23 protein-coding genes are annotated in these 24,282 nt (G+C 66.8%); 10 read left to right on the top strand and 13 right to left on the bottom strand.

Annotation, left to right across the window (positions count from 1 at the left end; genetic code table 11):
* Positions 1-173: 173 nt before the first annotated feature.
* On the top strand, positions 174-1,004 hold the full coding sequence (gene dapF, locus BT264_RS20235; protein ID WP_072440009.1) for a diaminopimelate epimerase: 831 nt from the start codon (positions 174-176) through the stop codon (positions 1,002-1,004).
* 217 nt (positions 1,005-1,221) lie between these two features.
* Here the strand turns inward: dapF and BT264_RS20240 are convergent, their stop codons facing one another.
* The 3 genes from BT264_RS20240 to BT264_RS20250 form a co-directional block, all read right to left on the bottom strand.
* Positions 1,222-1,650, bottom strand: a complete 429-nt coding sequence (locus tag BT264_RS20240) for a PRC-barrel domain-containing protein (protein ID WP_072440007.1) — start codon at positions 1,648-1,650, stop codon at positions 1,222-1,224.
* A gap of 154 nt (positions 1,651-1,804) precedes the next feature.
* Positions 1,805-2,935 (bottom strand): 3-deoxy-7-phosphoheptulonate synthase, encoded by a 1,131-nt coding sequence (locus tag BT264_RS20245; RefSeq protein ID WP_072440005.1) that lies wholly within the window; start codon positions 2,933-2,935, stop codon positions 1,805-1,807.
* Positions 2,936-3,125: 190 nt separating this feature from the next.
* A complete protein-coding gene (locus BT264_RS20250; protein WP_072440003.1) occupies positions 3,126-4,442 on the bottom strand; it encodes a lipase family protein in 1,317 nt (438 codons plus the stop codon).
* Between the two features lie 410 nt (positions 4,443-4,852).
* Here BT264_RS20250 and BT264_RS20255 point away from each other — a divergent pair, with 410 nt between their 5' ends.
* Positions 4,853-5,407 (top strand): hypothetical protein, encoded by a 555-nt coding sequence (locus tag BT264_RS20255; protein WP_072440001.1) that lies wholly within the window; start codon positions 4,853-4,855, stop codon positions 5,405-5,407.
* Positions 5,408-5,423: 16 nt separating this feature from the next.
* The gene (locus tag BT264_RS20260) at positions 5,424-5,861 is read left to right on the top strand and encodes a hypothetical protein (protein ID WP_256260685.1); all 438 of its coding nucleotides are present in this window, start codon (positions 5,424-5,426) and stop codon (positions 5,859-5,861) included.
* 77 nt (positions 5,862-5,938) lie between these two features.
* Here the strand turns inward: BT264_RS20260 and BT264_RS20265 are convergent, their stop codons facing one another.
* The gene (locus BT264_RS20265; protein ID WP_072439997.1) at positions 5,939-6,646 is read right to left on the bottom strand and encodes a YceH family protein; all 708 of its coding nucleotides are present in this window, start codon (positions 6,644-6,646) and stop codon (positions 5,939-5,941) included.
* Positions 6,647-7,077: 431 nt separating this feature from the next.
* Here BT264_RS20265 and BT264_RS20270 point away from each other — a divergent pair, with 431 nt between their 5' ends.
* Complete coding sequence (locus BT264_RS20270) at positions 7,078-7,833, top strand: SDR family oxidoreductase (RefSeq protein ID WP_072439995.1); 756 nt, start codon at positions 7,078-7,080, stop codon at positions 7,831-7,833.
* 122 nt (positions 7,834-7,955) lie between these two features.
* Here BT264_RS20270 and BT264_RS20275 read toward each other — a convergent pair whose 3' ends face one another.
* Entirely contained in the window at positions 7,956-8,402 is a 447-nt protein-coding gene (locus BT264_RS20275; RefSeq protein WP_072439993.1) for a hypothetical protein, read from the bottom strand.
* Between the two features lie 145 nt (positions 8,403-8,547).
* Between BT264_RS20275 and hutC the strand changes: the two genes are divergently transcribed.
* On the top strand, positions 8,548-9,285 hold the full coding sequence (gene hutC / locus BT264_RS20280; protein ID WP_072439991.1) for a histidine utilization repressor: 738 nt from the start codon (positions 8,548-8,550) through the stop codon (positions 9,283-9,285).
* Positions 9,286-9,377: 92 nt separating this feature from the next.
* On the opposite strand, the gene BT264_RS20285 is transcribed toward hutC, so the two are convergent.
* Positions 9,378-10,226 (bottom strand): phytanoyl-CoA dioxygenase family protein, encoded by an 849-nt coding sequence (locus BT264_RS20285; RefSeq protein WP_072439990.1) that lies wholly within the window; start codon positions 10,224-10,226, stop codon positions 9,378-9,380.
* Between the two features lie 45 nt (positions 10,227-10,271).
* On the bottom strand, positions 10,272-11,057 hold the full coding sequence (locus tag BT264_RS20290) for an ABC transporter substrate-binding protein (protein WP_072439988.1): 786 nt from the start codon (positions 11,055-11,057) through the stop codon (positions 10,272-10,274).
* A gap of 482 nt (positions 11,058-11,539) precedes the next feature.
* Here BT264_RS20290 and BT264_RS20295 point away from each other — a divergent pair, with 482 nt between their 5' ends.
* Positions 11,540-12,019 (top strand): helix-turn-helix domain-containing protein, encoded by a 480-nt coding sequence (locus tag BT264_RS20295; RefSeq protein ID WP_072440281.1) that lies wholly within the window; start codon positions 11,540-11,542, stop codon positions 12,017-12,019.
* A 228-nt stretch (positions 12,020-12,247) separates the two neighbouring features.
* Positions 12,248-13,108, top strand: coding sequence for a LysR family transcriptional regulator (locus BT264_RS20300; RefSeq protein WP_072439986.1), 861 nt, complete (start codon positions 12,248-12,250; stop codon positions 13,106-13,108).
* Between the two features lie 55 nt (positions 13,109-13,163).
* Here BT264_RS20300 and BT264_RS20305 read toward each other — a convergent pair whose 3' ends face one another.
* From BT264_RS20305 to BT264_RS20315, 3 genes are all read right to left on the bottom strand, one after another.
* On the bottom strand, positions 13,164-13,637 hold the full coding sequence (locus tag BT264_RS20305; protein WP_072439983.1) for a nuclear transport factor 2 family protein: 474 nt from the start codon (positions 13,635-13,637) through the stop codon (positions 13,164-13,166).
* Positions 13,638-13,693: 56 nt separating this feature from the next.
* A complete protein-coding gene (locus BT264_RS20310; protein WP_072439982.1) occupies positions 13,694-14,878 on the bottom strand; it encodes an amidohydrolase family protein in 1,185 nt (394 codons plus the stop codon).
* An 80-nt stretch (positions 14,879-14,958) separates the two neighbouring features.
* Positions 14,959-16,158, bottom strand: a complete 1,200-nt coding sequence (locus tag BT264_RS20315) for an amidohydrolase family protein (RefSeq protein WP_072439980.1) — start codon at positions 16,156-16,158, stop codon at positions 14,959-14,961.
* 540 nt (positions 16,159-16,698) lie between these two features.
* On the opposite strand from BT264_RS20315, the gene BT264_RS20325 reads away from it, so the two are divergent.
* Positions 16,699-17,313, top strand: a complete 615-nt coding sequence (locus BT264_RS20325) for an outer membrane lipoprotein (protein WP_072439977.1) — start codon at positions 16,699-16,701, stop codon at positions 17,311-17,313.
* A 424-nt stretch (positions 17,314-17,737) separates the two neighbouring features.
* Positions 17,738-18,247 carry a GNAT family N-acetyltransferase gene (locus tag BT264_RS20330; RefSeq protein ID WP_072439975.1) on the top strand — a complete coding sequence of 170 codons (510 nt, stop codon included), beginning with the start codon at positions 17,738-17,740 and terminating at the stop codon, positions 18,245-18,247.
* 69 nt (positions 18,248-18,316) lie between these two features.
* On the opposite strand, the gene BT264_RS20335 is transcribed toward BT264_RS20330, so the two are convergent.
* Both BT264_RS20335 and BT264_RS20340 read right to left on the bottom strand, forming a co-directional pair.
* On the bottom strand, positions 18,317-20,317 hold the full coding sequence (locus tag BT264_RS20335) for a glycoside hydrolase family 28 protein (protein WP_072439973.1): 2,001 nt from the start codon (positions 20,315-20,317) through the stop codon (positions 18,317-18,319).
* Positions 20,318-20,579: 262 nt separating this feature from the next.
* Entirely contained in the window at positions 20,580-21,143 is a 564-nt protein-coding gene (locus BT264_RS20340) for a CS1 type fimbrial major subunit (protein WP_072439971.1), read from the bottom strand.
* 512 nt (positions 21,144-21,655) lie between these two features.
* Between BT264_RS20340 and BT264_RS20345 the strand changes: the two genes are divergently transcribed.
* The gene (locus BT264_RS20345; RefSeq protein ID WP_072439969.1) at positions 21,656-23,014 is read left to right on the top strand and encodes an aspartate aminotransferase family protein; all 1,359 of its coding nucleotides are present in this window, start codon (positions 21,656-21,658) and stop codon (positions 23,012-23,014) included.
* A gap of 58 nt (positions 23,015-23,072) precedes the next feature.
* Here the strand turns inward: BT264_RS20345 and BT264_RS20350 are convergent, their stop codons facing one another.
* The gene (locus BT264_RS20350; RefSeq protein WP_072439967.1) at positions 23,073-24,257 is read right to left on the bottom strand and encodes a M20 aminoacylase family protein; all 1,185 of its coding nucleotides are present in this window, start codon (positions 24,255-24,257) and stop codon (positions 23,073-23,075) included.
* Between the last annotated feature and the right edge of the window lie 25 nt (positions 24,258-24,282).

Consider the following 24,282-nt stretch of genomic DNA (forward strand, 5'->3'; position numbering starts at 1 on the left):
GCGATAACGGACTAGGACAGATCCGAATAAGATCTTTCATTTATATTACATACCTTACGATTAACTTCGGAATCCGGGTGAGCCCCAAGTGGTGCGTCGCACCCCGACCGCGTCGATTGATCCGCTCCGGCAAGCCACGTACAGTGTTCGCGTGCCTCGATTCCGGAACCGCCATGCCGATCCGATTTCAGAAGATGAACGCGAATGGCGACGACTTCGTCGTCGTCGACCTGCGCGGCCAGGATCAGGCTCAAGCACACGCGATCGACCGCGACCTCGTCCGGCGCATGGGCGACCGGCATCGCGGCATCGGCTTCAACCAGCTCGCGGTGATGTCGGACTGCGACGACGCGGCCGCCCGCGTCGCGTTCTGGAACCCCGACGGCTCGGTGCTCGATACCTGCGGCAGCGCGACGCGCGGCGTTGCGTGGAAGGTGATGCGGGAAACGGGAGCGGCGTCGGTCGTGCTGCGCACCAACCGCGGGCGCCTGCTCTGTTCGCACGATGCGCACGGGCTGATCACGGTGGAGATGGGCACACCGCGCATCGGCTGGCAGGACGTGCCCGTCGCCGAAGCCGTCGACACGCTCGCTCTTCCGCTGCCCGGCGCACCGGCCGCGTGCAGCATGGGCAATCCGCACTGCACGTTCTTCGTCGACGATCTCGGTACGGTCGATGTCGAAGCGCTCGGCCCGGCAATCGAAACGCACCCGCTGTTTCCGCTGAAGACCAACGTGCACTTCGTTCAGGTCGTCAGCCGCTCGCATATCCGCCTGCGCATCTGGGAGCGCGGCGGCGGCGTGCCGCTTGGTTCAGGCTCGTGTTCGTGCGGCGCGGCGGTCAACGGCATCCGGCGCGGGCTGCTCGACCACACGGTGCGGGTGGAATGCGACGGCGGCGACGTCGCCGTTCAATGGGACGGTACCGGCAGCGTGTTCCTGAGCGGGCCGGTCGCGTTCGGTTTCGACGGGGTGTGGGTGGGCGGGAAGATGCCGGCAAGCTGAGCACCGGCATTGGCGATATTCGCGGCGTGGTGCGAATCACGATACCGATTCGCGCCGGATGCACGGCGGCAACGCAGCCGCATCGTCATCGATCGTTGACGCGATCCGTTCGCCGCCATGATGTGGTGCCCGGCCTCCGACGATCGCGCCGACGCGCGGATCCATTCACGGCCCGCGGTCGGCCGGGCCCGGCGCAGCGCGCGCCGGGCCGCATCGATCAGTGCTTGTCGTCGAGCTTCTTCGGCTTCGGCGGCGACGGCACCTTCGCGTACTGGAACGCCGGCGTCGCCTTCAGCGCATCCTTCGTTGCGCCCGGCAGGTAGATGTTGCCGTTGCGCACGTCGAGCGACGCGATCGGCACCGCGACGTCGTGCGCGGCCACGCCGAGGAAGCCGCCGGCCGACACGATCGCCGCCGACACCGAACCGTCCGGCGCGACGATCAGGTCGCGCACGGTGCCGACCTTCTGGTTCGCGTCGTTGTAAACGGTCTTGCCGAGTACGCTCTTCTTCACGCTCCAGCCTTCGAGCAGTGCCTGCGATTGCTCGACGGTCACGCTGAGCGGCTGCGCGCCGGCGATCTGCGCGTGTGCGCTGACGCTCGATGCGAGGACGGTTGCTGCGATGAGGGTTTTGTAGAACGCCATGTTTTTATGCACTCCGGTGAATTGTTGTCGATATCGGCGGCCGGCCTCGCCGCCTCCGTGCGCGCGACACATCGCACCGGCGCCATGTTAGCGCCACTCGCGAGATGCTGCATCGAACGCGATGACGCAGCACGCATATCGGCGCCGCCCCCCGTCACGCATTCCGCGAATACACCCTGCGATGCCGCACCGCCTCCGCCAGCACATCGAGCACCGGCTCCGTCTGCGTCCAGCTCAAGCACGCATCGGTAATCGACACGCCGTACTGCAACGGCACACCCGGCTTCAGATCCTGCCGCCCGGCCTCGAGATGGCTCTCGACCATCACGCCGACGATCCGGTGCTCGCCCTGCGACAGTTGCCGCGCGAGATCCTGCGCGACGTCGATCTGCCGCTCGTGCGACTTGTTCGAGTTCGCATGCGAGCAGTCGACCATCACCTGCTCGCGCAGCCCGGCCTTGCGCAGCACCGCGCAGCACGCCTCGACATGCGCGGCGTCGTAGTTCGGGCCGCTCTTGCCGCCGCGCAGGATCACGTGCGCATCGTCGTTGCCGCGCGTCTCGAAGATCGCGGCCATCCCCATCTTCGTCATCCCCATGAACGCATGGCTCGCGGCCGCGGCGACGATCGCGTCCGACGCGACCTGCACGCCGCCGTCGGTGCCGTTCTTGAAGCCGATCGGGCAGCTCAGCCCCGACGCGAGCTGGCGGTGGCTCTGGCTCTCGGTCGTGCGCGCGCCGATCGCGCCCCACGCGATCAGGTCGGCGATGTACTGCGGGCTCAGCAGGTCGAGGAATTCGGTCGCGGCCGGCAGGCCGAGCGCATTGACGTCGAGCAGCAGTTGCCGCGCGGCGCGCAGCCCTTCGTTGATGCGGAAGCTGCCGTCCAGGCGCGGATCGTTGATGTAGCCCTTCCAGCCGACCGTCGTGCGCGGCTTCTCGAAGTAGACGCGCATCGTGATCAGCAGGTCGTCCTTCAGCGCATCGGCCGCAACTTTCAGGCGGCGCGCGTAGTCGAGCGCCTGGTCGTGATCGTGGATCGAGCACGGGCCGACGACGAGCAGCAGCCGGTCGTCGCGGCCGTGCAGGATGTCGCCGATCGCGCGGCGCGTATCCTCGACGAGCGTCTGCGTGGCGGCCGGCACCGGCAATTCGTCGAGCAGCAGCGCCGGCGAAATCAGCGGGCGCACGGCGCCGATGCGGACATCGTCGATGCGCGTGGTGTCCTGCGTCGCGTCGGCGCTGCCTACCTCGCGATCGTGGGAAGGATTGTCGAGGTTCTGCATGGTGATTCTCCGGGGGACGTCTGGAATGATGTGCAGGCTCGATTATGGCACCCGGGAGAGGCGGCAGCCGGTCGCGGCGGGGCAATGCGGGTGACTGCGGTCAGGCAAATGCGACAGACGGCCAAACGCGGGACAAAAAAGGGCGATCCGCGGCGGATCGCCCTGCCCTTCACCGCGTCGCCCGGCGCGTCTAGTGCGGCGTCTCGGGCGCCAGCGAATTGCTCGGCAGCAGCGCCGTCAGCCAGCAATTGCTCGGCGCGGCTTTCCCGTTGAAGCGGTCGTAGAGCCACGGCAGCATGCCGGCCACCCAGGGCACGATCGCGCCCACATGTTCGAGCGGATACTCGGTGTACGTGACCGGCGTGCCGCTGGCGCAGAACTTCTGCGCCAGCGCGCGCACGTCGTACGCAAGCATCACGCCGTCGCCCACCTGGCTGCCGAACGTGCCGTCGAGCGCGCCCGCCGTGCCCTGGCCGATAAACATTGGAATGGTCGGCGACGCGGCCAGCCCCGCATTCACCTTGTTCGCGTACGTCACATACACCGGAATGCTGTTGATGTCGTTCGCGTATTGCGGCTTGAACAGCGTCGCCCAATGCAGGCCCGTGTACTTCGGCAGGATGTATCCGAGCGACTGGCTCTGGATGTCCTTGAACACGGCAACGCCGGTGTCGCTGAGATAGGGCGTCAGGTCGAAGCCGTAGCCGCGCGACAGCCCGGCGAGCGCGGCCGCGGCGACGCCGCCCCAGACGATGCTGCCGTCCACGTAGCGCAGATTGTGCGCGGGGTCGACCAGCACGCCGCCTTCCGCCGCGCCGACGAGCTGCCTGTTGATGTCGGGCGCATAGCTCGGCGCGAGTTGCGCGGCCCAGTTCGTCGCGATCGCGCCGCCGGAATAACCGATCATCGCGACCTTGCTCGAAGGATTCAGGCCGGTCGACGGCGTGTTGAGCGCCGCGCGGATCGAATCGAGCGTCGTCATCCCGTATTCGGGGCCGGCGGCGAAGTCCGCCGTCTGGCCTTCCGTATCGGGCACGATGATGTTGTAGCCCAGCAGCAGCAGTGTCGACAGCGGAACCGATTCCGCGCTGTAGAACAACGTGCCCACGTTGATGACCTTGGTAACGTCGCGGTCGCCGGCGATCACCTGCGACGGTTCATCGTACGGGTTCAGCGAATCGTAGGCCGACTGGTACGAGATGGCCTGGCCGTTGCTGACCTGACTCCGGATCACGGACGTCACGTTGACGACCGGCTGGTTCCGCGCGTTGCTGGTGCGATACAGCAGCTGCTGCGCGGTCAGCGCGGTCGGAATGCCGGCCACGTGATAGGTGACGTTGCGCGTCTTCAGCACCGTGCCCGGTTGAATCGATGCCAATGGCGTGGTGCCGGCGTACGTATAGAACGGATCGGACACGGTCGGCGCACCGGCGCTGGCCGGCGGTGCGGCGAAGGCCAGTGCAGTGGACACGGCGGCCGCGGCAATCATCAAACGTCTGGAGGACATGGGTGGAGGCCCCTTGGATAACCTGCTTTCATCGAAGGAAGTTCGGCGGTGTTGCAGACCATCGCGATTGCCGATTCACAACCGTTTCCGTGCCATCGACTGTCTCCTGTTCCTGTAGATGAATGATCCGGTTTGTTCGGAATCTGCAATTTTAGTAGGAGTACAAACCGGATGAATTGAAGCACAACGAGAACGCGTTCGATGTGCGTTTTCCATTGTTTGAAGGTAAACGTCTAAATCCGCCGCAATGCGATGCGGGCACCCCGGCCGTTCGGCCGACTGTCCGCACCCGGACGAAGTGCCGTACGATCACGGCTGTCCGTTACCGAAGCGGCCCGTCGTGCGATGCGGGCCGCGCGGCGCACCGCCTGCCTGTGACCGATCGTTTCCTGCCCAACCGACACGCCACGATGACCGTATCCGAACTGCTCCGTGCCATCCGCCAACCCTATATCGACCTGCTCGCGAAAGCGGCAGCGCAACCGGCGGTGATCGTCGAACCGGCCTACCGGCAGGCCGACGGCGCGCTGGCCACCGAAGGGCCGCTCGCGCTGCCGTGCCGGGCCGACACGATCCCGGCCGAAGGCGACGCGGCCGGCCAGCCGTCGATGATCGATTCGACCTCGCAACTGGATTTCGAACCATTCGCGTTCGATCTCGAAACGGCGGCCGTATCGATCCGCCCGTTCGTGTGGGACTGGGCCGCGATCGAGGCCGACGGTCTCGACGAAAGCGCGGCGGTCGACGCGTTCAAGACATGGTTCTTCGCGTGGTTCGATGTGGACGACGAGAACGCACCGGCCGAAGACGGGCTGCATGGCATCGTTCACTACCTGTCGGAACCGGTTCGCACGGAACAGGGGTGGCGCGTCAATGCGGATCTCGGTTCCGCGCCCGAGACGGCCGTCGAGGATCTGCTGTTCCGGCTCGTCGATGCGGGGGCTACGCGGATCAGTGTCGGTTGAAAGGCCGCTTAATCTCTTGCACACCACCATCATGAAAAAAGCTCTTGCCGCGGTACTGCTCTGTATTTCGTTGCCGGCGCTCGCCAAGGTTTCCACCGAAGTGTTCTGCTTCACATCGGATGGCGACAAACCCGTGCGCTTCGAGATGCGCACCTACTACGACGATGCGGTCAATTGGACGGGCGGCATGGTCCGGTACGCGAAATCGAAAACGGCCCTCCCGCTGGTGATCGAATACGAAGAGGACGAAGTGCTCGCCGAGGACCGTCCGCACCAGTTCACGACGACCTGGGTCGAAATGGTCGACGGCAAGATCAACGGGAGATACGAAATGATGTCCCAGGGCGCCAACATCTATTCGATGACCTACACCAATGCGCGCACCGGCAGGAAAACCGCGTTCGGCAGGGCGCTGGATGTCGACGTTTCGCCGCAATCGGGGTGCCGCTGGTAGCGATGGCGTCGCGGCGACTGATGCCCGCTGCACGGCGCGGATGCACGCGCCGGCACCGCGTCGCATCGCGCCGTGGATCAGCCCGCGCCGCCCTGCACGTCGACGTCGATCCCCAGTTCGCCGGCCATCCGCTGAACCAGTGCACTCAGTCGCGCCACTTCATCCGAGAGGCGCTTCTGTTCGGCCTTCAGCGCCTCGAATTCGGAAGGCGGCACGGAATCCGCGCCGCCGGCATCCGCACTCGCGAAGTCGGCCACGTTCACCTCGCCGCACATCAGGTGCATCCAGCGGTTCTCGCGCGCGCCCGGCGCACGCGGTAGCCGGACGACGAGCGCCTGCGCACGCGCCGCGAGTTCGTCGAGAAACGCCTCGACCGACGAGATATCCGCGAAGCCGTGCAGGCGCGCGCTGTTCAGGCGCAGCTCGGCCGCCGTCTGCGGACCGCGCAGCAGCAGAATGGTCAGCAGCGCGATCGCCTGGCTCGGGATGCCGAGCACGCGGTTCATGTTGTGCTCGAAACGCGGCACGCGGCTGCTGCTGCCTTCCATCACGAGGCTCAGGTGCTTCAGCCCGTCGAGCGCGGTCGTGACTTCGTCCTCGCTGACGTTCATCACCGGCGAGCGCGCGGTTTTCTGGTTGCAGCCCGCGGTCAGCGCATTCAGCGACAGCGGGTAGGTGTCCGGCACCGTGTGCTGTTTCTCGACGAGCACACCGAGAATGCGGGCCTCGAGAGGCGTGAGTTCGCGAAGGGCGCGTGGCGTGGGCGTATCCGGCGTGGTGTTCATGGTGGCTTCGCAGCGTGCAGCAGGTGAGGGGAAACGATCGCGGCCCGTCCGGCATCGCGCACGGGCGAGCCATATGATAGCTCGCGACGCATGGCCCGGCGCCGCTCGCCGCGCCGGCGCGCGCACTTGCCGCAGCCGCTTTCGTCCAACGTATCGGCCTCGCGATGCCGCGCGACGATGCATGCGCGCGGCACTTGTGAACTCGCGCTTCACACACGCCGCAGCGTGCGGTGTATGCCCGCGTTTGCGCGACACGCATGCCGACGCTACGATATGCGTTCATGCGGACATCCGCGGCGCCGCGCGCAACCGCCTCTGCACACCTCTGCATATCAATACCACGCATCACCGGCCCAACACGCACTGCCGCCGCGCATGCGCGCCGCTCGTCGACACCGTTCACCTTTTCACCCAATCACCCGTTCGCCACCATGACTGCATCCTCAACCTCGCCGCACGTGCGCGCCATCGTCACCGGACACACGCGCGGTCTCGGCGCATCGCTCGCCGAACAACTGCTGCAGGAAGGCATCGCCGTGCTCGGCGTGTCGCGCAGCCGCCATCCATCGCTCGCGTCGCAAGCCGGCGACCGCTTCGCCGAAGTCGAACTCGACCTGTCGGACACGTCGGCCGTCGCGACCTGGCTGGCCGGCGACACGCTGCACAGCTTCGTCGACGGCGCGTCGATCGTGCTGCTGTTCAACAACGCGGGGATCGTCGATCCGATCGGCCCGCTCGCCGCGCAGGACCCGGCGATCGTCGCGCGCGCGGTCGGCCTGAACGTCGCGGCGCCGCTGATGCTGTCGGCCGCGCTCGCGCAGGCGGCATCCTCCACAACCGAATGCCGGATCCTGCACCTGTCGAGCGGCGCGGCGCGCAATGCGTACGCGGGCTGGAGCATCTATTGCGCGACCAAGGCCGCACTCGATCACCATGCGCGCGCGGTCGCGCTCGATGCGAACCGAGCGCTGCGGATCTGCAGCGTCGCGCCGGGTGTCGTCGATACGGGCATGCAGGCGACGATCCGCTCGACCAGCGATGACAACTTCCCGATGCGCGAGAAGTTCGACCGGTTGAAGTCGAGCGGCGCGCTCGCGACCCCCGAGGCGGCCGCACGTCAACTGATCGGCTATGCGCTGAGCGATGCGTTCGGCTCCACGCCGACGGCCGACGTGCGGGAATTGTGATCCGCATCACCGCGATCCGGCCGGCCACGCATGCCGCACGCGACGCCGCGCCCCGGAACGGGCTGGCGTTGCGTACGGCGTGCCCGGGCAGGGCGCGGCTCAGGCCCCCCGCTCGGGCGCGCTCAGTTTGCCGGTGCCCGATTCGCGGACAGCTTCTGTTCCAGCCGCGCAATCTGGCGATCGAGGGCGTCGAGCGTCCGCTCGAATTTCGCAAGCCGGTTAATCTTGCCGAGCCGCCAGATCGCGATCATATAGACGGCAAATCCGCCCACCGTATCCACCAGCGCGATATGAGTCGCGCTATCGGGACTCGGCATCCCGTGGAACATCATGGATACGCCGATGATCGACATCGCGATGAGCACGCCTTTGACGAGATAAATTGCAACGTCGTTCGGCGACGCATTCAGACGGACAAAGAATGCCCTTTCTTCGCGCAGCTTGTTGAGCTTTCGCGAACTATTCGAAGTCAGCGCACCGACGAAGTAACCCTTGAATACGGGAATGGCGCCAACTGCCCCGATCAGCCCCAGCAGAAGGCCAAGGTTTTCTTTGGTGAAAATGTCCATGCGAACGACGAAATAGTTGCCCGAACTGCTATATCGACATGCTGCCCGGCATCTTTAGACCGACGCGGCAAATATGGGCTTGGCCATGTTTGCCGGTGGAAAGGCGATAAAATCGCTCCCGTATTTCACCCTCAAGGATCCCCCGATGGTCACCCGGACCACCGCACCGTTCCAGCAGATCAAGACGCTCGTTCGCCAGAACGTCGAGTCGGGCGACTGGCGCCCCGGGGACCGCATTCCGTCCGAGCTCGATCTCGCCGCGCAGTTCGGCGTCGCGCGCATGACGGTCAACCGCGCGCTGCGCGAACTGACCGAGGAAGGCGTGCTGAAGCGCATCGCGGGCGTCGGCACCTTCGTCGCCGAGGCGAAGCCGCAGTCGAACCTGTTGATGATTGCGCATATCCGCGACGAAATCCGCGCGCGCGGGCACGAATACCGCTGCCGCGTGCTGAGCCGGTCGAGCGAGCCCGCGTCGTTCGACGTCGCGGCCGCGTTCGGCCTGCCGGTCAACACGCCGGTCTTTCATGTGGTGTGCGTGCACGAGGAAAACGGCCGCCCGATCCAGCTCGAGGATCGCTACGTGAACCCGGCCGCCGCGCCCGGTTTCATCGACCAGGATTTCCAGACCGAGCCGCCGTCCGAGTACCTGTACAACAACGTGTCGCACTACGAACTGGAAATCGAGCACGTCGTCGACGCATCGTTGCCGACCGGCGAACAAGCACGACTGCTCGACATGCGCGCCGACGAGCCGTGCCTCACGCTCACGCGCCGCACCTGGACGGACGGGCTGCCCGTCACGTTCGTGCACTTCCTGCACCCGGGCAACCGCTACCGGCTCGGCTCGCGCTTCAAGCCGGGCGCCGGGCGCCACCCGACCTGAACCTTCGTCACACGCAGACACGCCGATACGCACAAAAACGCGCGGCGGCCGTTTCGTCAGGAAACGGCCGCCGCGCTCGTTACATGCGCCGGTCAGATCGCGCCGACCTGCCCCGCGTCGCGCGACCACACGACCGGAAACAGCGGGTGTTCGAGCGGCGCGCCGTCGGGCAGTTGCGCCGCGAGCCCGGGGAAATCGGGCGACGTTTTCCAGCGGCGCGGCGCGTGACGGATGTCGTCGCCGACGAAGCGGATCGAGAACGCGCGCCGGCGGTTCTGCGTGCCGCCCGACGCATGCAGCGTGAGCATCCGGAAGCACACCATGTCGCCGGGCTCGAGCGCCCAGTGGCGGATCGGGAACGCCGCGCGATCGGCTTCGATGTCGGGCAGGTCCGCGAGGCTGCCTTCCGGAAACCACTTCGCCTCCTTGTCCATGAACGTGCGCGGCATCAGCCATGGCCCGCGATGCGAGCCCGCGACGAATTCCAGCGTCGATTCGAGCGGCACCGGATCGACCGGAATCCACATGCTGACGTTGTCGTCGCCTTCGATGTTGTAGTACGGCTGGTCCTGGTGCCACGGCGTGCGCTGCCGCGTGCCGGGTTCCTTCACGAGCAGGTGGTCGTGATGCAGCCGCACGTGCTCCGTGCCCATCAGCGCGGCGGCCACCGACGGCGCCGGCGAGCGCACGATGAAGTCGCGGTACGCGTCGTTGTGCTGCCAGTTGCAGAAATCCTCGAAGAACCAGCCCGGATCGTCGGGCCGGCTCGCGACTTTCGCGCGCTCGCTCGGCTGCGCGAGATTCGCGTCGATGCCGGCCCGGAGCGCTGCCACTTCGTCGGGCGAAAAGATGCCCTTGATGCAGACCGCGCCTTCCTCGCGAAACGCGGCGATCAGTTCGGGCGTCACGGCTTGCGCGACGCGGTCCTGGATACTCGTCATGGTTTGCCTGTCGATTGAATGGATCACGAAGTCACGGTGCGACGCTCACGGCTTCGCGCCGTAGATGTCGAAGTCGAAGTATTTCGCGGCGATCTTCTGGTACGTACCGTTCGCGCGGATCGCGGCGATCGCGTCGTTCAGCCGCTTCTTCATGTCGGCGTCGCCCTTGCGCAGCCCCATCGCGACGCCGTAGCCGGTGATCCGCGCGTCGGTCACGTCGGGGCCCGCGAACGCGTAGCCCTCGCCGCGCGGCGTCTTCAGGAACGAGTAGCCGGCCTGCGTCTTGTCCTGGAAGGTCGCGTCGAGGCGGCCGTTGACGAGATCCTGGTACACCTGGTCCTGGTTCTGGTACGAGACGATCGTCACGCCCTTGGTCGCCCATTCGGCCTTCGCGTACGCCTCCTGCGTCGTGCCCTGGTCGATCCCGATGCGCTTGCCCGCGAGCGACGCCGCGGTCGGCAGCAGTTTCGAGCCGACCGGCGCGACGAGCGCGCCCGGCGACGCATACAGCTTGTTCGAGAAGTCGATCTGCTTGAGCCGCTCGTCGGTGGCCGTCATCGCGGACATGATCACGTCGAACTTGCGCGCGCGCAGCGCCGGAATCATCCCGTCGAAGCCCTGCTCGACCCACACGCACTTCGCGCGCAGTTCCTCGCAGATCGCATTGCGCAGGTCGATGTCGAAGCCGGCGAGCGAGCCGTCGGGCTGCTTCGCCTCGTACGGCGGATACGTGGGATCGATGCCCCAGCGGATCGTCGACGTGTCCTGCGCGAACGACACGAGCGGCGCGAACGCCAGCGCGGTAACGAGGAGCTTTGCAGTGCGGTTCATGGCGTGTCCTTGAAGGTCTCGACGCGGCGGGCGAGCGCCGGCGTCCGGTGGATGGCACCGCGCCGGGAGGCCGACGCGGTGCGGTGCGCGAAAGACGGGACTTCGTTGAAGCTGCGATGCAGTCTAGACTGCTCAATTTTCGAGCGCAAGCGGGAACACGCGGGGACGAGGTGGGGTGAGGCCAGGCGGGGGCAAAAAGGAAGGGATGGCGCTTGAAATACGGATTTTTGGCGGGATTTTCGCGGTTTTTTTGGTGTTTACCCTGCGCGACGCACGCCTGCCACAGAGCGCGTTTTTCCGGATATCTGCGGTGTGACGATGTCTATACAGGCGATCGATACAGAGCCTCGTCCGATGCGGCTTCGGCGGCATTGGTAATGCGACCTATACCGCATCAGAAATTGCTCGGAGCCAATAGCTCATCCGAGCATGTAAGATATATTTTACATTTGAGGGCGCTGAACGTGCGCCGGGAGGTCGACATGCAACTCTATGAAATCGGTCAGGCCGTTGCAAAACGAAGGGCGGAACTCGACCTCACACAGGCCCAGCTTGCCAAGCTCGCCGGGCTGTCTCGGTTCACCGTCAACCAGCTCGAAGCCGGCAAGGTCAAGGATCTCGGCATCAACAAGCTGATCCCGTTGCTCAGCGTGCTCGGCATCGAACTCCTGGCGCTGCCGCGACAGGCTCACAACGGCCTCTACAAAGCCGTTGTGAGCGCGAACGTCAGCTACAAGGGCGAATTGACCGAGCGCTTGCTGGCCGACGCGTTGACCACAGGACACATTCCGGAAGGATACGAATCGCAGTTCTCCGTCATCCTCGACGAAGTGCCGCTGCCTGTCGTGGTGAAGGCGGCAGAGGAAGCCGCCGAACGCTCGGGCACCCCGCTCCGGACCATCTGGAAAAACCTCGCAGCTTGGTCGAAGGATCTTCACCTGTATCGGGAGGTATGGGTTTGACCGCAGCACCTTCCCGTCCCGGCTGAAACCTACCGCCCCCCGCCAGCACCCGCCCGATCTCCCCATACCCGCGCCGCCGCGCATGCTGCAACGGCGTCTTGCCGTTCGAATCCACGAGATTGACGTCCGCGTGCCCGGCGAAACCGCGATTGCCCGCGGCGTCCGGCCATGTTAAAAGTCGTCGCACGCATTAGGAAACGAAATGCTCAGATCCGAAAAAGTACATAAATGAATAGACCTCTGTTCGACCTCGACCTGCTGCGCGCGCTCGTGATGGTCGCCGACTGCGGCAGCTTCACGACCGCCTCCGCGCGCCTGCACTCGACGCAGTCGACGGTCAGCCAGAAGGTGCGCCGGCTCGAGGAAATCGCCGGGCACCGCCTGCTCGACCGCGGCACGCGCGACGTGCGGCCGACCGACGCGGGCGTGACGGTGCTCAGCTACGCGCGGCGCATGCTCGCGCTGAACGACGAGATGCTGGAAGCGCTGTCGGGTGCGACGGTCGCGCTGACGATCCGGCTCGGCGTGCCCGACGATTTCGCGGCGGGCCGCACGACCCATGCGCTCGCCGCGTTCAATCGCACGCATCCGCAGGTCAAGCTCGAAGTGACCTGCGGGCTGAGCCGCGACATCAGCGCCGCATACGACCGCGGCGAGCTCGACCTCGTACTGATCAAGCAGCGGCGCGACAGCCGCGAGGCCGTCGTGCGCTGGCCCGAGAAGCTGCGCTGGATCGATAGCGCGAAGCATCCGTCGATCGATCTCGACCCGGTGCCGATCGTCGTGTTTCCGCCGCGCGGGCTCTATCGCGAGGACATGATCAAGGCGATCGAGGAGCGCGGCCGCCGCTGGCGGATCAGCTTCACGACGTCGAGCCTGAGCGGCATCCAGGCCGCCGTCGCGGACGGGCTCGGCATCAGCGTGCTGCCGGCGCGCGTGGTGACGGACGAGCACACCGTGCTGACCGCGAAGCAGGGTTTCGCGCCGATCGAGCACATGGACATCGCCATCCTGCATCGGCCGACGGCCGACCCGATGGTCAGCGTGCTGACGAAGACGCTCGCGGCGATGCTGGAGCACGAGGAATAGTCGCGCGGCGAGGTTCGTTCAGGAACGAGGAAGGGGGCTGCACGCTCCGGACAACTCAGAACATCGTGTTCCCGTTCGCGGCCTGTTCGGGCACCGGCTGGTTGACGTCCCAGTGCTCGACGATCTTGCCGTTCTCGAGCCGGAAGATGTCCATGATCGCGCTGCCGCGCGTGCCGGGTTCGCGCACCGCGTGCACGTGCAGGATCACGTAGTCGCCGTCGACGAACGAGCGTTTGATCTCGCTGTGCGACTGCGGATACTTGTCGCGCAGGAACGCGACGAACTTGCGGAAACCGTCGCGGCCGTCGGCCGCGTTCGGGTTGTGCTGCACGTAGCGCTCGCCGACATACGCAAGCGCGGCGTCCGCGTCTTTCTCGTTCAAGCCTTTTTCGTAGAACGCGAGCACCGTCCGTCGATTGGCTTCCTGCTGCGCGTCGTTCGGGCCGGCCGCCACCGCATGCTCGGCAGTCACGGCGAACAGGGCCGCCGCCATCCATCGTGCGGCCCGTGCCGCTGTCGTGCGTTGCATCGTCGTCTCCCGGGAAATCCGGCTGAAAACCGGATCATACCGGCGCGACGCTACGCTCAGACCAGCGCGCCGTTGCGCGCGACGATCTTCCCCGACGACACGACGAGACGCCGCACCGGCCGCGCGACGACCGCCTCGGCGAACGTCAGCGCATCGACGAGCACGACGTCCGCACGGCTGCCCGGCTGCAGCCCGTAGTCGGCGAAACCGCAACCGCGCGCGGCACTGTGCGTCACGCAGTCGAGCGCGACTTCGAGCGCGTCGTCGCGGCGGAAATCGTTGCGCATGCCGATCAGCATCGCGCGTTCGAGCATGTCGGGCGAGCCGTACGGCGTCCACGTGTCGCGCACGCCGTCGTTGCCGCCGATGACGGTCACGCCCGCGGCGCGGCACGCGGCCACCGGCGGCACCGGCACATCCGCGGGCGCGGTCGTGACGATCGCGACGCCAAGTTCGGCCATCCGCGCGAGCAGCGCATCGCGCTCGCGTTCGGCGATATCGCCAAGACAGAACCCGTGGCTGATCGCGACCTTCCCGTGCATGCCGTGCGCGGCCGTGCGCTGCAGGATCAGGTCGAGCGAGTACGCGCCCATCGACGCACGCTCGTGCAGGTGGATGTCGAGCCCGCGGCCGTGGCGCCCGGCGATCGCGAACAGCACGTCCACCGCCTCGACCGGATCGCCTTCGATCGCGCACGGGTCGAGCCCGCCGAGCAGATCGGCGCCCGCGCCGAGCGCGTCGGACAGCAGCGCGTCGGTGCCCGGCCGCTTGAGCACGCCCGATTGCGGAAACGCGACGATCTGGATGTCGACCTGCCCGCGCAGCGTCTCGCGCGTCGCGAGCACGCCGTGCAGGTGCCGCAGCCCGGCCTCGGTATCGACGTCGACGTGCGTGCGGATGCGCGTCGTGCCCGCCGCGAGGAACGCGCGCGCCAGCGCGAGCGATGCGGCGCCCGCGTCATGGCCGCTCGTCGCGCGATAGTGCCGTTCGTTCTCGATGCGGTCGACGAGGCGCGGCCCGACCTGGTTGCGATACCACGGCATCCCCCAGTGCGTCTTGTCGAGGTGCGTGTGGCCTTCGACGAGGCCAGGCAGCGCGAGCGCGCCCGCGCCGTCCTCGATCGCGCAGCCGGCGGGCGCGTCGAGCGACGGGCCGACGCGCGCGATGCGATCGCCTTCGATCAGGATGTCGAGCGCAGCGTCGGCGCTCGTGCGGACATTGCGGATCAGCAGGTTCGTCATGTCGGTTCCGGTGTGGTCGGTCAGCGCGAGGCGGGCGGGAAGCGGGCACGGCGCGTGCGCGCTGCCCGCGGTCGGGTCGGTCAGCGCGTGAAGCGCAGCGCGGGGGCGAACGGTGCGCCCGTATCGCTTTCGCCGCGGCGGAACACCCAGCGTTCGGCCGGCACGCCCGCGACGGCCGCCGCCGCATTCGGCGCGCGCACCGCGACGAACGTCGCGTCGCAGCCGACCGCGATTCCGTAGTTCTCCTTGCCGATCACGCGCGCGCCGGCGTGCGTCGCCATGTCGAGCGCGACGCCGAGCGCTTCGTCGGTGTAGAAGCCCGACCGATAGCCGACCATCATCGCGCGCTGCAGCATGTCGCCGTTGCCGTACGGCCACCACGCGTCGCGGATGTTGTCGTTGCCCGCGAACACGTGCACGCCCGCGTCGCGCAACTGCCGCACCGGCGGAAACGCGCAGTCGCCCGGCGCGTTCGTCAGGATCGACACGCCGGCTTCGGCGAGGGCCGCCGCCGTGCGTTGAACATCGTCGTAGCCTACTTCGCCGAGCGCGTATGCATGACTCACGTTTACGCGCCCGCCGAGCCCCGCCGCGCGCGTGCGCGCCGCGATCCGCAGCAGTTGCGCGATGCCCGTCTCACCCGGCTCGTGCAGGTGGATGTCGATCTTCGCGCCGCGCTTCTCGGAGATGCCGAACACGATGTCGAGCTGGCCGTCCGCATCGCCGTCGAGCGTCGTCGGGTCGATCCCGCCGACCACGTCCGCGCCTTCGCGCATGGCCGCGTCGAGGATGTCGGCGGTGCCCGGGCACGTCACGACGCCGGCCTGCGGAAACGCGACGAGTTCGATGTCGACGATCCCGCGCCATCGCTCGCGCGCGGCCATCACGGCCTGCAGGTTCGACAGGCCGGTCGTCGCGTCGACGTCGACGTGGCTGCGCATCGCGACCGTGCCGAATGCGGCGGCCTGCGCGATCAGTGCGTTCGCGCGCTCGACGATCGGCGGCGCAGCCGCGAGCTGGCGCTTCTCGACCGCGAGCCGCTCGCGCAGCGAGCCGACCGATTCGTGCGGCACCCAGCGATCGCCGACGAAACTCTTGTCGAGGTGGATGTGGCCATCGACGAAGCCGGGCAGCACGACGCGGCCGTCGAGGTCGATCGTCTGTGCGCCGGGCGCGGCCGCGCAATCTGCACCGATTGCGGTGAAGCGGCCGTCGCGGACGACGAGGTTGATGGGCTGTCCGCCGGCGTCGACGGCGTTGACGAAAATGCGATCGGTCATGGCTCGGAGTCTGTGGGGCGGTCGCTGCGCGACACCGGCGCGGACAGGGGAAGGCACCGCAGCCGGCGCGGCGCGACCGTTGGCAGGGAATCCGGCCACGATATCGGACGCCACCGCCCGAGGCCAATTAAATGTCGCGATGCCGCGCATTCGATTTCGCGATGGGCGGCGCAAACGCCACGCGAGCACGATGCCGCAGCGGGGTCCGATCTCGTCGGAGACGGCCTGTATGCCAACGGCCCGTCGGGGGCGTCGCGGAAGCCGAGATTTCGGGCGCCGGAATCGAGGGGCCAACCGCCTCAAAAACACTCCGCAGGACCGCTGTCGATACGCGTAATCGAAGCTGCCGAACGGGCGCCGCCGCCCTTGCCGGCCGTTGCGCGACCGCCCCGCGCAAGCCGGCGATTTGCGCGGCAACAGACTTTACACGTTGTTACCCGGCCGCACCGGACACGCATTCGGCCATTCCTTATACTCACGCCGAGTTCGCCACCCGTCCCGGTATCCGTCGGCGAACACGTTGCCGATGCAGGAACCATCATGATGCGCATTCCTTCCACGAAGACCGTTCTGTTCGCCTCGCTCGTCGCCGTGGCGGCGCTTCCGCTGACCGCCTGCGTCGCACCCGGTTATTACGGCGCGCAGCCGGGTTATCCGCAGCAGCAATATGCGACGCCCGCGTATTCGCAGCCCGGCTACGTGCAGCAGCAGCCGTACGACCAGTACGGCAACCAGCCGCAATACGGGTCGCAGCCGTATGATCAATACGGCAATCAGCAGCAATATGGCAATCAGTACGGCAACGGCTACGGCACGCAGTACGGCACGGTCGCGAACATCCGGCCGGTCAGCGGTTCGGTTGGCCCGGCGGGCGTCGCCGGCACCGTCGTCGGTGCGCTGGTCGGCGGCCTGGTGGGCAACCAGTTCGGCCGCGGTCACGGCCGCGATGCGGCCACCGTGATCGGCGCGCTCGGCGGCGCGGTCGCGGGCAACCAGATCGGCCAGCAGATGGGCGCCGCGCAACCGCCGAGCAGCTACCGGATCGACGTGCAGGTCAGCGACGGCTCGACGCGTTCGTTCGACGTGCAGTCGCCGGGCAACCTGCGGCCGGGCGATCGCGTGCAGATCAACGGCAATCAGTTGTCGCGGTATTGATGCCGATTCAGTGCGCCTGACCTGAGCTGGCGCATCCCGCGCGTTAGATGTCGTGTGCCGGTGCGGCGCGACGGCGCGCCTGTTTTACATCATCCTCATCCTTCTCGTGTCGACGCGGCGCGCATGACGCGCCGCCGGTACTGTCGCAGTCCGTCCACATTCGCGTCCGCCTCCGGCGGCACGTCGCACGGCAGTTTCACCGCTCGCCTGCACGGTTCAATCACGTCGCAATCACATGTACTCAGCACCGAACGCGATGCGCGTTAACCGCGCGACGCGATCTGGGGACCAAGGCGCGGCCTGGTCGCACGACGCATCGAACGCCGTCACACGTCATCCGTATTCCGATTAGCATAGCCACGATGCATCGCGCGGCCGCAGCAGCCCGCGCCGGCACGTACAGCCCTCTACCGGAATCCCCTCGATGACGATCACGACCCGCCTGCTCGACGCGGCCGACGCCGCCCGTTTCCAGACCCTCCGCCTGCGTGCGGTCGACACCGCGCCCACGTCTTTCCTGCCCACGCTCGACGAAGAATCGCAGGTGCCGGTCAACGAATTCGCGACGCGCATCACGCCGAGCCACGAGCGCGCCGTGTTCGGCGCGTTCGACGGCGACACGCTCGTCGGCATCACGGGCGTGCGTCGCGATGCGCGCGCGAAGATCGCGCACAAGGCAACGATCTGGGGCGTGTTCGTCGATCCCGCGTATCGCGGGCAGGGCATCGCGCAGGCGCTGCTCGAGAGCGCGACCGCTCATGCGGCGCAAGCGTGGCGGTGCAAGCAACTGATGCTGTGCGTGAACGAAGTCAACGGCACCGCCGAGCGGCTGTATGCGTCGCAGGGGTTCGTCCGGTTCGGCACGGAACCGCGCTCGCTGTTCGTCGACGGCCGTTTCTACGACGAACATCACATGGTCAAGACGCTGGCTTGACGCATTCAGTCATGCTTGCGTTCGCGTGCATCGACCACCGCACGCGAACGCCCTTCACTTCACCTCACGTCACCGCTTGTCGGTAATCGTCGTGTTGACGGCCTGCCCGGAAATCGTCACGTCCGTCAGCGTCAGCGCGCTCACGTTGAACGCATAGATCGGCCCCGGCGACGTGACCGTCGGCGTGCCCGACGCGACGGGCGTACCGAAGTCGCAGTTGCTGATCGTCACACCGGAGATCGGCTGCACGGCCGGCGCGGGCGGCGTGCCGTTGTAGTCGAACGCAACGGGCCCCTGCGCGACGATCGCCTGGAAACACGACGCGGTCACACCGTTCAGCGTCACGTTGCTCGCCTTCACGTCCGAGATCGTCACGTTCTGCACGACCGGCGCGCGCGTGCGCACCGCATCGTTCGCGGGCTGGTAATCGCAGTCGAACGTGACGATGCCGCCCTGCGCGGCCGACGGGTTGCCGGCCGACGGCGTGACGACGCCGAGCGGCACGCTCGCGTTGATCGGGCTGCCCGCGAGCAGTGCGCTGCCGTAGCCGCCGCCCTTCAGCGTCACGCCGTTCGGCAGCGTGACGCCCTTCACGTGGAAGTCCTTCACGTAGCCGCCGCGATTCATGTTGGTCTTCACGCGAATCGCGATGTTCAGCGGGTTGGTCTGCCAGTTCGCGTTCAGCATCGACAGGTTGGCCGCATAGATCTGCTCGACGCCGCCGCCCATCTCGCTGCCGAGCGTGATGCCGCCGTGCCCGCTGTTCATCGTGCAGTTGCGGATCAGGTGCCGCTTCGCCGGCCCGTATTCGGTGTCGCGATCCTTGCCGGACTTGATCGCAATGCAGTCGTCGCCGGTGTTGAACGTGCAGTCCTCGCACAGCACGTCGGTGCACGCGTCCGGATCGAAACCGTCGTTGTTCGGGCCGATGCTGTTGGTCGTCACGCCGCGAATCACGACATTGCGGCTCGCGGTCGGGTGGTGCTGCCAGAACGGCGTGTTCTGGGTCTGGTAGTTCGCCATCAGCACGTTCGTGCAGCCGATGAATTCGACCATGCACGGCCGCAGGTAGTGACCGAGGCCGAAGATGCGCTTCTCGACCGGCACGCCGGCCTCGGACAGCGCCGGCAGGTAGTTCTGGTCCTGCCGCCACGGCGTGACCGGCGACGTGAGCAGCGCGTAGAGCGCGTCGGGGATCGCGGGCGCGACGATCCGCAGATCGACGTTGTTCGGATTCGCATAGGCCTGGCTCGGCACCGACGCGCCTGCACCGTACGCGCCCGACGAGCCCTTGTAGGTCCACCAGCAGACGCTGCCGGCCCCGCTGCCGGAGAACGGCGTCATCGCCTGCCCGTTGAGCACCGACGTCGGGCCTTCGCCCGTCAGCGCGATGTTCGTCGCGTTGCGCGCGTAGACGGGCGCGCCGTAGTTCAGGCAATCGTTCGCCTGCCAGCGGCTGTAGTACAGCCGGCCGTTCGCGCCGCAATCGACCGGGCCGTCCTTCGCGTAGTCGGCCGGGTTCGGGCTGAAGTAGATCGTGCAGTTCGCGCTCAGGTGGAACGTGACGTTGCTCTGCAGCACGATCGGCCCCGCGCAGTACCAGTTGCCGGACGGCACGACCACGCGCCCGCCGCCTTCGCGACGGCACGCGTCGATCGCCGCGAGAAACGCCGGGCGCGAATCGAACGCGCCGGGCGCGGTCGTCAGTTCGGAACCCGGGCTCACCGGCGATTTCGCGACGTTCGTGTACGGCGACGTTTGCGCGACCGTCGCACACGGGCGCGCGCCGTAGTGCGTCACGTCGAAGTCGCGCCCGCGCAGCGCGAGCCGCGACACGTGCGCGAGCGACGCGGCGATGCGCGCCGCCGCGCCATGCTCGCCCCAGACGAGGTCGACCGCCGACACAGTGGGCATGTGGCCTCCCGCAAACGCCCGGGTCGCCGCGAGCGGTCCGCCGAGCACGGCGCCGCCGGCGAGCGCGCCGCTCCAGCCGATGAATGCGCGGCGCGATACCGGCTTCGACGACGGCGATCGGGCAGACGAAGACGAACGGCGGCTGTTTACGGCCATGGGCACTCCTTCAGTGTATGGGGTATCGACGCGCCGGACGGCGGATCGCTATTTATACGTCGTCGTACTACAACGCGCAGTCTAAATGCGATCGAAGCCGCACACGAATCTGTCGTTTACCCTGTTTTTACTGAGCCAATGCCCTTGATGTGTGCGCCCACTCACATCAGAGAATGTGTCTCCATAGATCTGTCGTCGTATGTTTATGCGCAAAAACTTCAACTGAAACGCCCCGGCCGACGACGTCCGCCGGGGCAACGACCTACTCGCCAGTCGCCGCTACCACACGCCCGGCCGAAGCGGCCGGTTCAAACATCAGCACCAGATCGCCGTGGTAACTCCCGTTGGTCGAAGCTGCCCCACTGACGGCCGGCATATGGGCGCTGACTTTCAGGTTGCGCGTTTCGTCGTAGCCGTCAAAGCCGTCGTGACCGGGCTTGACCAGCGTGAGCGTGCGAACCGCGCCGGACGCGATTTCCGCGTCGCCTGCCTTGCCCGTCAGCACGACCTTCGCGTTGGCCATCTCGTCGCGACCGTTCGACAGCCGCAGCGGCTGCAGCAGCGTGACGTTGATATCGGGGTTCGTCGTGCGCACACGGATCGGCAGCGTCGTGGCGAAGTTCTGCCGCGCACGGTCCGTCGCGTTCAGTTCGACCACGTCGTACCACGCGGAATTGTCCGGCTTCGACACGAACAGGCTGTCGCCGATATGCGCAGTCAGCGTGATCTTCTTGACGACCGCTTGCGGCGACGCCGGGCCTGCGTGAGCAATGCCGGTCAATGCGCCGCACGCAGCGAGTGCGGCAAGATGTTTTCCGATCTTCATTGTGTTGCTCCGCATTCTGGATGGATGGTTGAAATCCGATCGCCGAAAAACCGGCTCGCTTCGAGCTCACGATCCCGCCATTGCAGGAAAATCCGATATTCGCTTATCTCGAAATTAACAAGCAAATCCCCGCGGAATTCGAAATGCCCAGCCGCATGCGCGACCGATCGAGTCGACCGGATGCATTCTCAACCGCGTATCAGATTCCCCCGTCAGCCAGCAACGACCGACTCTGACGAACACCTCGCGCCACGGCGTGCAATAACGATAGGCCACGAAAGTCCGGATAAATATCCATGGAAACCTTCACGGTTCTTTTCGACTTCCATTCACCAGTACCATCTCCAAATCAAATAACACTCGTGCGCAAAACGCCTGCTTTCAGGCGCGGCAATGTCATCGTCAGTCGCAACGGATAGTCGCGCTTCCGTTCGCCTCGGTAATTCCGCCCCTGTTCAGCCCCCCGCCGCCCGCGCTATCGTTTCCTCATCTTCACTGCCCCTGAGCCCCACTTGCCTTCCCGCCACGGAGTCGACCTCATCCGCGCCCGCGCGCTGTTCGATCGCGAGCGCCGTGCGTTCACCGAAGCCATGCCGGCGTCCCGCGCACTGTCCGCGGAAGCGTCCGAGCACCTGCTGTTCGGTGTGCCGTTGCACTGGATGCAGGACTGGTCGACGCCGTTCTCGCTGTACGTGAAGGAAGCGCGCGGCGCGACCTTCACCGACGTCGACGGCCATCGCTATGTGGATTTCTGCCTCGGCGATACAGGCGCGATGTTCGGCCATGCGCCCGAGCCCGTTGCACGCGCGCTCGTCGAGCAGGCCACGCGCGGCTACACGACGATGCTGCCGAGCGAGGACGCCGCGTGGGTCGCGCGCGAGCTCGCGCGCCGCTTCCGGCTGCCGGTCTGGCAGTTCGCGCTGAGCGCGAGCGACGCGAACCGCTTCGTGCTGCGCTGGGCGCGCGCGGCCACCGGCCGCAACACGATCGTCGTGTTCAATGGCTGTTATCACGGCACGGTCGACGATGTGTTCGTCGATCTCGTCGACGGCCGCCCCGTGCAGCGCGACAGCCTGCTCGGGCAGTCGTACGACCTGCTCGCGAACACGCGCGTCGTCGAATTCAACGATCTGGACGCGCTCGAAGCCGCGCTGATGCATGGCGACGTCGCATGCGTGCTCGCCGAGCCCGCGATGACGAACATCGGCATGGTGCTGCCCGATCCGGGCTTCTGGGATGCGGCGCGCGAACTGACGCGCCGCTACGGCACGCTGCTCGTGATCGACGAGACGCACACGATCAGCAGCGGCCCGGGCGGCTACGCGGTCGCGCACGATCTCGAACCGGACATGCTGGTGGTCGGCAAGCCGATCGCGGGCGGCGTGCCGTGCGCGGTGTACGGTTTCAGCGCCGAATTCGCGGAACGCGCGAAGCAGGCGAAGCTGAACGCGCCGCCCGGCCATTCGGGCATCGGCACGACGCTCAGCGCGAACATGCTCGCGATGCATGCGATGCGCGCGACGCTGGCCGAAGTCGCGACCGACGCCGCGTATGCGCACATGTTCGAACTCGCCGCGCGGCTGGCCGGCGGGCTCGAACAGGCGATCGCGAAACACGGGCTGCCGTGGTGCGTGACGCGCATCGGCGCACGTACCGAATTCCAGTTCGCGCCCGTGCCGCCGCGCAACGGCACGCTTGCCGGCGCGCAACTCGACAGCGAGCTCGAACACATCGTGCACCTGTACCTGCTGAATCGCGGCGTGCTGATCACGCCGTTCCACAACATGATGCTCGTGTGCCCGCAGACGACGCGCGACGATGTCGACACACTCGTCGCGCAGTTCGACGCGTGCCTGGGCGAGCTGGTGTGATGGGCTGACGCGCGGTGCGGCGCAGCGGCCGCGGCCGGCGCACCCACCGCGCCGTGCGCTACGCAGCCCGCAACGCGCGCCGCGCCACCTCCGCGAAATAACGCGCGCCGACCGGCAGGATCTCGTCGTTGAAATCGTACGTCGCGTTATGCAGCGGCACGCCGCCTCGATCGGCCGCGTCGCCGTTGCCGATGAACACGAAGTTGCCGGGCACGGCCTGCAGGAACGCGCCGAAATCCTCGGAGATCATCATCGGCTGCACGTCGGCATTCACCGCGCCGGCGCCTGCGATATGCGCGGCGGCCTGCACGGCCGTGTCGACCCACTCCGGGGAATTCACCGTCGGCGCGAACTCGTGCGTGTAGTCGAACGTGCAGGTCGCGCCATGCGTGCGGCAGATCCCTTCGCTGATCTCGCGCATCCGCGTTTCGAGCAGCGCCTGCACGTCGCGCGAATAGCTGCGCGTGTCGCCCTTGATCGTCACGGTCGACGGCAGCACGTTGCGCAGCCCGTCGGTGATGAACTCCGTGCACGAGATCACGGCCTGCTGGCCCGGATCGAGATTGCGCGACACGATCGTCTGCAGCGCGAGCACGATCTGCGCGCCGATCACGATCGGATCGATGCCCATGTGCGGGCGCGCCGCATGCGTGCCGCGCCCGTCGATCCGGATCACGAAATTATCCTCGCTCGCCATGATGCCGCCCGAGCGCGTCGAGAACGTGCCCGCGCGCATGCCCGGCATGTTGTGCGCGCCGAAGATCGCGTCGACCGGAAAGCGCTCGAACAGTCCGTCGGCCATCATCGCCTTCGCGCCGCGGCCATGCTCCTCGGCCGGCTGGAAGATGAAGCGCACCGTGCCGTCGAAGTCCTTCCGCTCGGCCAGCAGCTGCGCGGCGCCGAGCACCATCGACATGTGGCCGTCGTGCCCGCACGCATGCATCTTGCCGGGCGTGCGCGACGCATGTTCGCGGCCCGGCGCGTGCTCGGCGATGTTCAGCGCGTCCATGTCCGCGCGGATGCCGATCGCGCGGGTGCCGGTGCCGACCGTCAGGTTCGCGACGAGCCCCGTGCCGCCGATGCCGCGATGCACGTCGAGCCCGAGCGTCGTCAGGATGCGCGCGACGTAGTCGGACGTGTTCACCTCTTCGAAACCCGTCTCCGGATGCTGGTGCAGATGCCGGCGCCAGGTCTTCAGTTGCCCCTGCAGCGTGCTTTCTTCGATTGCGTCGATTGCATCCATTGCGCTTGCCTCGTCGGTCGTTTGG

It is taken from the genome of Burkholderia sp. NFPP32, from assembly GCF_900119325.1.
Lineage (GTDB): Bacteria > Pseudomonadota > Gammaproteobacteria > Burkholderiales > Burkholderiaceae > Burkholderia > Burkholderia pyrrocinia_C.

What these genes read in the sequence shown, in the direction of transcription:
- dapF (WP_072440009.1), top strand. Translation starts at nt 174, where the DNA reads ATGCCGATCCGATTTCAGAAGATGAACGCGAATGGCGACGACTTCGTC.
- BT264_RS20240 (WP_072440007.1), bottom strand. Translation starts at nt 1,650, where the DNA reads ATGGCGTTCTACAAAACCCTCATCGCAGCAACCGTCCTCGCATCGAGC.
- BT264_RS20245 (WP_072440005.1), bottom strand. Translation starts at nt 2,935, where the DNA reads ATGCAGAACCTCGACAATCCTTCCCACGATCGCGAGGTAGGCAGCGCC.
- BT264_RS20250 (WP_072440003.1), bottom strand. Translation starts at nt 4,442, where the DNA reads ATGTCCTCCAGACGTTTGATGATTGCCGCGGCCGCCGTGTCCACTGCA.
- BT264_RS20255 (WP_072440001.1), top strand. Translation starts at nt 4,853, where the DNA reads ATGACCGTATCCGAACTGCTCCGTGCCATCCGCCAACCCTATATCGAC.
- BT264_RS20265 (WP_072439997.1), bottom strand. Translation starts at nt 6,646, where the DNA reads ATGAACACCACGCCGGATACGCCCACGCCACGCGCCCTTCGCGAACTC.
- BT264_RS20270 (WP_072439995.1), top strand. Translation starts at nt 7,078, where the DNA reads ATGACTGCATCCTCAACCTCGCCGCACGTGCGCGCCATCGTCACCGGA.
- BT264_RS20275 (WP_072439993.1), bottom strand. Translation starts at nt 8,402, where the DNA reads ATGGACATTTTCACCAAAGAAAACCTTGGCCTTCTGCTGGGGCTGATC.
- hutC (WP_072439991.1), top strand. Translation starts at nt 8,548, where the DNA reads ATGGTCACCCGGACCACCGCACCGTTCCAGCAGATCAAGACGCTCGTT.
- BT264_RS20285 (WP_072439990.1), bottom strand. Translation starts at nt 10,226, where the DNA reads ATGACGAGTATCCAGGACCGCGTCGCGCAAGCCGTGACGCCCGAACTG.
- BT264_RS20290 (WP_072439988.1), bottom strand. Translation starts at nt 11,057, where the DNA reads ATGAACCGCACTGCAAAGCTCCTCGTTACCGCGCTGGCGTTCGCGCCG.
- BT264_RS20295 (WP_072440281.1), top strand. Translation starts at nt 11,540, where the DNA reads ATGCAACTCTATGAAATCGGTCAGGCCGTTGCAAAACGAAGGGCGGAA.
- BT264_RS20300 (WP_072439986.1), top strand. Translation starts at nt 12,248, where the DNA reads ATGAATAGACCTCTGTTCGACCTCGACCTGCTGCGCGCGCTCGTGATG.
- BT264_RS20305 (WP_072439983.1), bottom strand. Translation starts at nt 13,637, where the DNA reads ATGCAACGCACGACAGCGGCACGGGCCGCACGATGGATGGCGGCGGCC.
- BT264_RS20310 (WP_072439982.1), bottom strand. Translation starts at nt 14,878, where the DNA reads ATGACGAACCTGCTGATCCGCAATGTCCGCACGAGCGCCGACGCTGCG.
- BT264_RS20315 (WP_072439980.1), bottom strand. Translation starts at nt 16,158, where the DNA reads ATGACCGATCGCATTTTCGTCAACGCCGTCGACGCCGGCGGACAGCCC.
- BT264_RS20325 (WP_072439977.1), top strand. Translation starts at nt 16,699, where the DNA reads ATGATGCGCATTCCTTCCACGAAGACCGTTCTGTTCGCCTCGCTCGTC.
- BT264_RS20330 (WP_072439975.1), top strand. Translation starts at nt 17,738, where the DNA reads ATGACGATCACGACCCGCCTGCTCGACGCGGCCGACGCCGCCCGTTTC.
- BT264_RS20335 (WP_072439973.1), bottom strand. Translation starts at nt 20,317, where the DNA reads ATGGCCGTAAACAGCCGCCGTTCGTCTTCGTCTGCCCGATCGCCGTCG.
- BT264_RS20340 (WP_072439971.1), bottom strand. Translation starts at nt 21,143, where the DNA reads ATGAAGATCGGAAAACATCTTGCCGCACTCGCTGCGTGCGGCGCATTG.
- BT264_RS20350 (WP_072439967.1), bottom strand. Translation starts at nt 24,257, where the DNA reads ATGGATGCAATCGACGCAATCGAAGAAAGCACGCTGCAGGGGCAACTG.